The 8,286-nt window shown below is 43.6% G+C and carries 8 protein-coding genes and 2 pseudogenes; 5 read left to right on the top strand and 5 right to left on the bottom strand.

Annotation, left to right across the window (positions count from 1 at the left end; all coding sequences use genetic code 11):
* Positions 1 to 194: 194 nt before the first annotated feature.
* Positions 195 to 347, bottom strand: a complete 153-nt coding sequence (locus tag HMPREF9144_RS13560; protein WP_169310316.1) for a hypothetical protein — start codon at positions 345 to 347, stop codon at positions 195 to 197.
* 60 nt (positions 348 to 407) lie between these two features.
* Between HMPREF9144_RS13560 and HMPREF9144_RS09170 the strand changes: the two are divergent.
* The 3 genes and pseudogenes from HMPREF9144_RS09170 to HMPREF9144_RS09160 all read left to right on the top strand — a co-directional run bounded on the left by HMPREF9144_RS09170 (position 408) and on the right by HMPREF9144_RS09160 (position 3,279).
* Positions 408 to 1,621, top strand: a pseudogene (locus HMPREF9144_RS09170) (site-specific integrase).
* 12 nt (positions 1,622 to 1,633) lie between these two features.
* Entirely contained in the window at positions 1,634 to 2,878 is a 1,245-nt protein-coding gene (locus tag HMPREF9144_RS09165) for a site-specific integrase (RefSeq protein WP_006045689.1), read from the top strand.
* On the top strand, positions 2,875 to 3,279 hold the full coding sequence (locus tag HMPREF9144_RS09160) for a hypothetical protein (protein WP_006045688.1): 405 nt from the start codon (positions 2,875 to 2,877) through the stop codon (positions 3,277 to 3,279). The genes HMPREF9144_RS09165 and HMPREF9144_RS09160 overlap by 4 nt, the downstream gene beginning before the upstream one ends.
* Before the next feature lie 219 nt (positions 3,280 to 3,498).
* On the opposite strand, the gene HMPREF9144_RS09155 is transcribed toward HMPREF9144_RS09160, so the two are convergent.
* The 3 genes from HMPREF9144_RS09155 to HMPREF9144_RS09145 are packed head-to-tail and all read right to left on the bottom strand — an operon-like array spanning position 3,499 to position 5,648.
* Positions 3,499 to 4,401, bottom strand: coding sequence for a radical SAM mobile pair protein B (locus HMPREF9144_RS09155; RefSeq protein WP_006045687.1), 903 nt, complete (start codon positions 4,399 to 4,401; stop codon positions 3,499 to 3,501).
* A gap of 17 nt (positions 4,402 to 4,418) precedes the next feature.
* Complete coding sequence (locus HMPREF9144_RS09150; RefSeq protein ID WP_006045686.1) at positions 4,419 to 5,183, bottom strand: MBL fold metallo-hydrolase; 765 nt, start codon at positions 5,181 to 5,183, stop codon at positions 4,419 to 4,421.
* A gap of 12 nt (positions 5,184 to 5,195) precedes the next feature.
* A complete protein-coding gene (locus HMPREF9144_RS09145) occupies positions 5,196 to 5,648 on the bottom strand; it encodes a cupin domain-containing protein (RefSeq protein WP_040595442.1) in 453 nt (150 codons plus the stop codon).
* 119 nt (positions 5,649 to 5,767) lie between these two features.
* On the opposite strand from HMPREF9144_RS09145, the gene HMPREF9144_RS09140 reads away from it, so the two are divergent.
* The gene (locus HMPREF9144_RS09140; protein ID WP_006045684.1) at positions 5,768 to 6,673 is read left to right on the top strand and encodes a helix-turn-helix domain-containing protein; all 906 of its coding nucleotides are present in this window, start codon (positions 5,768 to 5,770) and stop codon (positions 6,671 to 6,673) included.
* A gap of 104 nt (positions 6,674 to 6,777) precedes the next feature.
* On the opposite strand, the gene HMPREF9144_RS09135 is transcribed toward HMPREF9144_RS09140, so the two are convergent.
* Positions 6,778 to 7,083: a helix-turn-helix domain-containing protein gene (locus HMPREF9144_RS09135; RefSeq protein ID WP_040595441.1), complete on the bottom strand. Its 306-nt coding sequence runs from the start codon at positions 7,081 to 7,083 to the stop codon at positions 6,778 to 6,780.
* 216 nt (positions 7,084 to 7,299) lie between these two features.
* Here HMPREF9144_RS09135 and HMPREF9144_RS09130 point away from each other — a divergent pair.
* Positions 7,300 to 8,286: pseudogene (locus HMPREF9144_RS09130) on the top strand (relaxase/mobilization nuclease domain-containing protein); the annotation flags it as partial.

Here is an 8,286-nt window from a genome sequence, read left to right as displayed (position 1 = left end):
TACTTATTATATAGTTTTATTTACGTGTAAGTAATATATTATTATCGAGTAAATAATAGCTGAAAATGAAGAAATGTTGAGGTTGATGTAAACTAACTGATAATGAGGAGGAAATACACGAATTGGCATAATACTGCTCTATTTGTAAAGGGCAGAAATATGCGGATTTAGGCAGAAGTTCAGTTACCAGAGTGTTACCTTGTTTTGATGTAGGTAACAATGGTGCAGTATTCGGTAACTGAATTATTTTCGCTCGTGTGGCTGTTGCTTTGGTCGGCAGTTTTCTGCATAAGTGAGGAACGCTTTAATTCGGGTAACTTTGCATAAGACAGGCTGCACTCGTCCATTTGAGAGCAAGCTCTCATGGAACTCGCTTGCACTGTCTTTGCCCACAAATATTAAAGCGTATGGAAAAAGAAAAGATGAAAGTGTTGCTCTACCTTAAAAAGAGCGGTATAGGCAAATTAGGTAAAGCTTCTATATGGGACGTATTACCATTGGGCGTTCCATTGCCCAGTTTAGTTGTAAACTCTCCTGCAACCCCGACTTGTGGAATCCACGAGAGAGCAGAATGGATGGTAAGAGTCGTGAGGCGGTGGAGATAAACGGTAAATTGGAAAATCTGCTGTTGTCTGTTCAGTCGGCTTATCAATCTCTGCTATCCAAAGGTTGCCTATTTGATGCAGCCGATGTGAAAGAACTGTTCCAAGGGAGCGTACAGACACGATGCAGACTTATTGAGAGGCTGGATATGCTTATCAAGGAGAAGGAAAGCCATGTTGGTATAGACATCAAGGAAGGAGCCATACACGGCTATCACTCTACCCGAATTCATTTGCAGAAGTTTATTCAACGGAAGTACAAGGTAACAGACTTGGCTTTCTCACAGCTCACAGAGAACTTTATCTATGAGTTTGAGCAGTATTTCTTAGGTGAGTGCGGTTTTCAAGAAAGCACATTCTATAATGCAGCCACGCATTTGAAGACGGTATGCAGGTTAGCTTACCGTGAGGGATTGGCTGATGTTCTTCTATTTGACAAAGCCAAAATTAGCAAGGGCGACAAGAGACTGCCCAAAGCATTAGACAAATTGAAGGCTCTCAACTCTGATGAATTGGAAAAAGAAATGGAAACTGCTCGTGATGTGTTTCTCTTCGCTTGCTATACCGGTGCAGCCTATTGCGATTTGATGGAACTAAGCAAAAAGCATCTTGTCCATGATGATGCAGGTAGTTTGTGGTTGAAGTTCAACAGACAAAAGACAGGCGTACTTTGTCGTATCAAGTTGTTGCCGGAAGCTGTTCGGTTAATAGAGAAAATGCACAGCGATGAAAGGGAAACACTGCTGCCTTTCATCAAATATCCCACTTATCAGTCCTGTCTCAAAGCCTTGCGATTACGGGCAGGTATTTCTTTTCCATTTACATCGCATACTGCAAGGCATACCTTTGCCACGCTTATCACCTTGGAACAAGGCGTTCCTATTGAAACGGTGAGCAAGATGCTCGGACATAGCAACGTAAGTATGACCGAGCGTTATGCAAAGGTTACACCACAGAAACTCTTTGAGGAGTTTAACCGTTTCCTCTCTTTCACCGAAGATTTACGTTTAACCATTTAACCAAGATTTTTTATGAGAAGTACATTTAAGATACTGTTTTATATCAACAGGCAGAAAACAAAAGCAGACGGCAAGACCGCTATTCTCTGCCGTATCACCATAGACGGAAAGAGTACCGCCATTACCACAGGCGAGCAGTGCAAGTTCTTCGAGTGGAATAGCAGGAAAGGACTGACAACCGACAAGAAAACCAATCAAAGAATCTGCGAGTTTAAGGAACTTGTAGAGAAGACCTATCAGGAGATATTGATAAAGGACGGAGTGGTAAGCGTGGAACTGCTCAAGAACCGTTTACAGGGGATAGCCACCATGCCGACAACACTCCTTGCCATGAGCAAGGCAGAATTGCAATCCGTTAAAGTGTGCGTGGGCAAATCGAGAGCTGAGGGAACCTATCAGAATCTTCTCTATTCAGATAAGTTACTTACGGAGTTTGTAAAGGATAAGGGAATGACGGATATAGTCATAGCCACTATAACGGAAGACTTGTTTGAAGAATACCGTTTCTATCTGAAAAAGCGAGGGTTGGTAACAGCAACTATCAACCGTTACCTTTGTTGGTTAAGTAGGCTGATGTACCGTGCGGTCAGCCAGAGAATCATTCGTTGCAATCCTTTTGAGAATGCCAAGTATGAGAAAAGGGAACAGAAGATACGCTTTCTGCAAAAGAGCGATGTTGCCAAACTCATGGCATTGAGAGTAATTGATAAGGAAGCAGAACAAGCAAGACGGATGTTTATCTTCTCATGCTTTACGGGCTTGGCTATTGCTGATATGGAACATTTGCAATTGGGACACATTCAAACGGCAGCCGACGGACAGAAATATATCCGTAAAGAAAGGCAGAAGACAAAGGTGGAGTTTGTCGTGCCTTTGCATCCGATAGCGGAGGCCATCATCAATCAATGCAAGAAAGAACAACTGAGCATGAAAGAAATGCAGACAGTGAAAGGAAAAGGCGACGACTTTATTTTTCACTGTGCTTGTAGCCGTAGCGTGATGGGCAAGAACCTGAGCATCGTGGGTAAGGCTTGCGGTATCCGTCAAAGACTTTCGTACCACATGGCAAGACATACGTTTGGCACGATGTGTCTAAGCGCAGGTATTCCTATCGAAAGCATTGCCAAGATGATGGGGCACACTTCCATATCAAGCACGCAAATATATGCACAGGTAACGGATAACAAGATTTCGGAGGACATGGACAGACTGATAAGAAAATATCAAAAGGAGAAAGCAAAGGAGGAAGCAATATGAACATCAATCACCATCAAACAAAAAGAGACCGCAGCTATTTTGAATGGAGCGACAATATGCAAATCATTCGCAAAGGCAAAGGTGAAATAGCGATGACAGAGAGCGAGCTCGTTGGTTTCTTCGGTGTAACGTGGCGAAAGCTCAATTATCGATTGCAACTTCTACTAAAAGTCTCTCCCCTGCAACCCGACGAAAGGGATACAGGGGAGCAGGAAGTCTACGTGAACGGACGGCTGAGAGGTTATGCCTTGCTTTATCCACTCACTATCATCATCGCTTTGTCTTATCAATTGGACAGCATGGAAGCCCACTTGTTCAGGAAACACATCTGTCGAGAGCTACAACGCCCTTTACCTGTAGTGGAGCAGATATACCTACACTGCAGTGATAGTATCAATTGATATACTTTTCTCTTTCACCGATATTATCCTACTACATTACTACAAAAAGGGATAATACAGTGAAATAGAAAGGGTTGGTATTGTAGTCAGAAAGTAGGAATGGTTATTACTACCGTCTAACTACACACAACTATGTTTTTGAGGCCTTCAAGTATACCGAAAGCCTTATAAGTAGTTATTCTCCAAGTAGTCTATCAACAGTAGAGATACGCATCTGTTTTATTGCATAACATTCCTTTTACCCGTATTTCCTGACCCTCTGATTTCTTCGTGATAAAGATAATTCACTATCGAGGGATGTCCTTTGGGACTTCGTTCGTAAGGCAATTCATTATCCACATACTTACATTGAGCCTCCTGTGCCATTTTCGCGGCCTCTTGCTCCAATTGCTTCCAATATGTTCGGTCTTTATGCAAATAGATTTCTTCATAAAGTGGGAACAAATGGGGATAGTGTGATTTGATATAACCCATAATGTTGGCCTTAAAACCACCCCGCAGATTGAGGTTCTCAAGCCAAAAGAGGTCGCAAATATCTTTCACTTCATGAAAAATAGCTTTGAAATTGGTGATGCCAGGGAAGATGGGCGACACAAAACAAATGGTTCGGATGCCCGCCTCGTAGACCTTTCGCATGGCTGCGATGCGTCGCTCTATGCTCACGGCCTTGTCCATGTCGGCACGAAATGTCTCATCAAGCGTGTTGACTGACCACGATACGGTGACTTTCTTCATTTGCCGGAGCAGGTCAAGGTCGCGCAACACGAGGTCGCTCTTTGTACAAATGAGTATTTCTGCATCGCTGTCTTTGAGCTCTTCAAGCAGTTTACGTGTCCTGCGGAACGTTGCTTCTTCGGGATTATATCCATCGGTCACTGATCCAATAACCACGCGTTGTCCGGCATATTTCTTCGGATTCTTGATTGCAGGCCAATGCTTCACGTCTAAGAAAGTGCCCCATTCTTCTTTATGTCCTGTGAAGCGCTTCATGAATGAGGCGTAACAATACTTGCAAGCATGGGTGCACCCCACGTATGGATTCACCGAATAGCCACCAACAGGGAGGTTGGACTTGGTTATGATGCCACGCACCTCTTTCGTTCCAATGAGTGTTTTTGCCATATATCTTCCTTTATTCTTTATAAATCCTCTACCGTTTCACCGTCTTCAGGAATAAAGACGCGGTCTAAAATTCCTGCCACTTCCGCACGCTTTCTCACCATTTCACGCGTCACGCTATTATGGTTCACGCCTTCAAGATGCGTCACAAATAACTTTGCATCAGGTGCAGCTGCAGCAACTTTTACCACATCTTCATCGTTCATAATAACGCGTCCACCCAAACGAAAGCCATTGCCACCAGCATTAAGGGTGATAACCTCGGGGCGAAAACGCTTCAAATTGCGCTTCACACCAGCATACCAGATAGTATCTCCGGCGTGATAGAGCGTCTTTTCTTGTGGATGAGTGAATACATAACCCGCTGTATGTCCGGCAGGATACTTCATGATAAAATTACCATGCTGGCTCTCAGCCTTTTGTATGCTCACTTCCCCAACCCTTGTATTGTCACCGACAACTTCCACATGATTAAATCCATGCGACATTACCACCTGCCGATCGTTTTCGTCTTGCACAAAAAATCGCATATCTTTAAGTATAATTTCATAAGCCGCCTCATCGATATGGTCATCGTGCAAATGGGTAAGCAACACCACATCTACACCTTTTAACACCTCTTCTACGGGAAAAGGTAGTTCATGAAGTGGGTTGCGCAGGTGTTGATTTCTACTAAAGGGGAAAGGAGGCATGCAGCCTTTCTTTCCCAACATGGGGTCGATCAGAATTTTCTTTCCCCCATATTCAACGATTATCGTTGCGTTTCTTACTTGCTGAATATTCATTGTTTATTAAAATTAAAGTTTAACATTGGCTTCCAACATAATACCATCCTTCAGAGGTTCATCATCATCAGAGAACGAATTTGCCTTATATTGTACGCAAAGCACGAGCATTTCGCTGCTGCCTGTGTTCTTGAAAGCACGTTTGCCATTGGGCGCAATTCTCACGATGCTTCCTTCTGAAACGGGAAATCGTTTGCCGTCTACATCGAAAATTCCGTCACCTTTAAGAATGAAATAAAGCTCTTCATGGGTTTTATGGGCATGGCGTGTGCCATAATCTTGCCCAGCTGCAAGACTTTGGAAAGACAATTCTACGCCTGTTGCTTGTAGTGCATGTCCGGCAAACACCTTTCCTGGGATAGAGAAATTGCCCATAGCCAACTCATATTCCTTAATTTCATTCAACTTACCTACGTTCACCGTGGTGAAGTTCTCACCTTTTTCTACATTTTTAATTTCTTTCATAATGCTATTTGTTTTGATTACGAGTGCAAAGGTAGTGCATAAAACAAAGACACATTCTACCATTAATAATATATGCTCTACCATTTTGATAAGCCATTAATTATTCGTACATTTGTTGCATGAAATTAGAGAATCACCCCCAAGAACTTACACAAGTTCCTTTCAGCAAAACGGAATGTGGTGTAGACTTCAACATCAATACCGATACGCACGAGCGTTTGCGGGGCGTATTGATGGAGTATCCGTCTTTCAAAACCAACTTCTTCGAGTTGTTTTTCTTCAGGAAAGCATCCGGGTGGCTGCGTTATGGCTTTCAACATATCGCGTTGAAAGGCAATACGGTGCTGATACTTTCACCGCACATCCATCAGGAGTGGCACATTGATGAAAGCCAAATGGATTATCGTTTCCTTATTTTCCGTGATGATTTTCTTTCAACCTATCTTGCCGATCCTTTCTTTACTTATCGTTTGCTTTATTGCTACCAAACAGATTTCCCACCCCATCTGTCGGCTACAGCTATGGAACGACAAGAATACGAGCGTTTGCTTGTGCGGATAAAAGAAGAACTCAACCATCCTCTTGCCGACAGCTATCACATCATCGTATCCTTGCTTCATTATCTGCTCATGACCCTTAATCGTAGGTATTCTGCTCAATACCATCTGCCTTTTGATGCCCCCAAGAACCACCATGCCTTTGAGTTCAAACAACTCTTAGAGAAGCATATTCGCCAATACCAACAAGTGGCCGACTATGCAGCCATGCTGAACATCAGCCGCATCACATTGAATGCTTCTGTACAGGCACAATATGGGCAAACGGCCGTACATCTGCTGAAACAACGTCTGCTTGCAGAAATCAAGAATGAAATACTATTCACTGACAAAACTACCAGTGAATTGGCATACGAATTCAATTTCTCGGAGCCGGGACATTTAATGCGTTTCTTCAAAAAACAAACAGGACAGACGGTTACGGAGTTTAAAGAAGAATATAAAGGAGAACAGTTTACCGCAGAATAGAAAAATGATTAAACGAAGAACTTACCAATAAACGAACGGCACTTGAAACAGATATATCTCTGCTCAAGTGCCGTTATCCATCCAGCAATATACGCTTATTGCCTTTATCCTGTTCGACAACTCTTGTAATTCTCCTCCAGTATCTTCTCCAAGTCCGAAGCCTTGTAGAGTATCTTTCCTGCAAACTGCGTGTAGGGAATAATCTTCCTGTCTCGGTAGTCCTGTAAGGTACGAGGACTGATATACAGCCGCTCGCACACTTCCTTTCCCGTAAGGAAAAGCTCTCCGGCAAAGAGTGGCTTGTGCGTCTCTGCTACTTCCACAATTCTTTTTCCCACACTTCTTAGTGCCGAGACAACCAGCTGCATCTCGTCGTTCTCCATATTCAAATCTTTTGCCATTTCCATTATATTCTGCTGTTTTTAGAGCAGAAAGATGCTTTATGCGTAAACGGCCTATTGGGTAGCATTGCAAGACGTCAGTTTGTACCCTCAAACTGCGCCCAGCTCCCCTCATCAGACTATCGGGGAGGTTAGACCGTAATCACTCCGTTCTCATCGGTCAGCCATCAGGAATTAAGCAACAACGAAAAGAAGACTTTTATATGAACAGATTCAACAGCAAGACTGCCCGATGGCAGCAATGCACTGGAGTATATTTTCCGAGAGGGAAAACTCGGCAAAGCGCTTCTCTTTCACAATCTCTGTGGTACTACGCCAAAGGAGGTTTACGAGGAAATGAAGATGGTGAGCGATTACAACACGCGGTGCAGGAAAAAATTCCTACGTATCGAAATAGGCATTGCACCACAAGATGAGAAAAGATTGGGTCTTGCATCCGTCCGTAACCTTGTGTCAAACTTTGCAATACGCATGGGACTTGCCAGCCATCAATGGGGGGGCGGTAACGCACAAGGCTACCGGCAACATACACATTCATATCATCGCCAACCGTATCAGCCTGTATGGAGAAGTCTATGACACTACTTTTGTGAGTAACAAGGCTGCAAGGGTGGCGAAGGACATCAGTCGTAAATATGGTATGACCATCACAAAGGAAATAAAGGTAAAGAAGGCACATCAGAAAGCAAAAGCCAATCCAACGAGAGAGCAAACCAAGCAGCAGGTACGGAAAATCTGCTACGCCTTGCTCAACCAATACAAAGGCTCAGGCATCACAGGGCATTCCATGTTCCTCTACGACCTCAGCAAGAGTGGCGCAACCATTGAACGTTTGAAAAACAAGCAGGGCAAGATCTATGGCTTGAAGTTCGCATACAGTGGACAGACTTTTAAGGCATCTGAAATCGGCAGTGAGTTCGGTTACCATTCCTTGCAGAAGAACTTTGAGATAAGTAACACGACAGAGCCAAAGAAAGTTACGGCAATGGAAGATGAGCCGGAAAAGAACAGAACTCAATCCCATACAGGTTATCAACTCGTTCCTCCCAGCCGCTCCTATACGTCACCTGCCAACACAAATAAAAGTTCATCTATTGCACAAGCCGTAGGCAATGTGGCAAGTACTGCCTTAAGTGCAGCCGAAGAAATCATTTCTGGAGCAGGCGGGTTAATCAACCCACAGACACACGGTGATGATTATGCCGAGACAGC

It is taken from the genome of Prevotella pallens ATCC 700821 (assembly GCF_000220255.1).
Classification (GTDB): domain Bacteria; phylum Bacteroidota; class Bacteroidia; order Bacteroidales; family Bacteroidaceae; genus Prevotella; species Prevotella pallens.
Note: the sequence above shows the minus strand (reverse complement) of the source record. Positions and strands in the feature narration are given on the sequence as shown.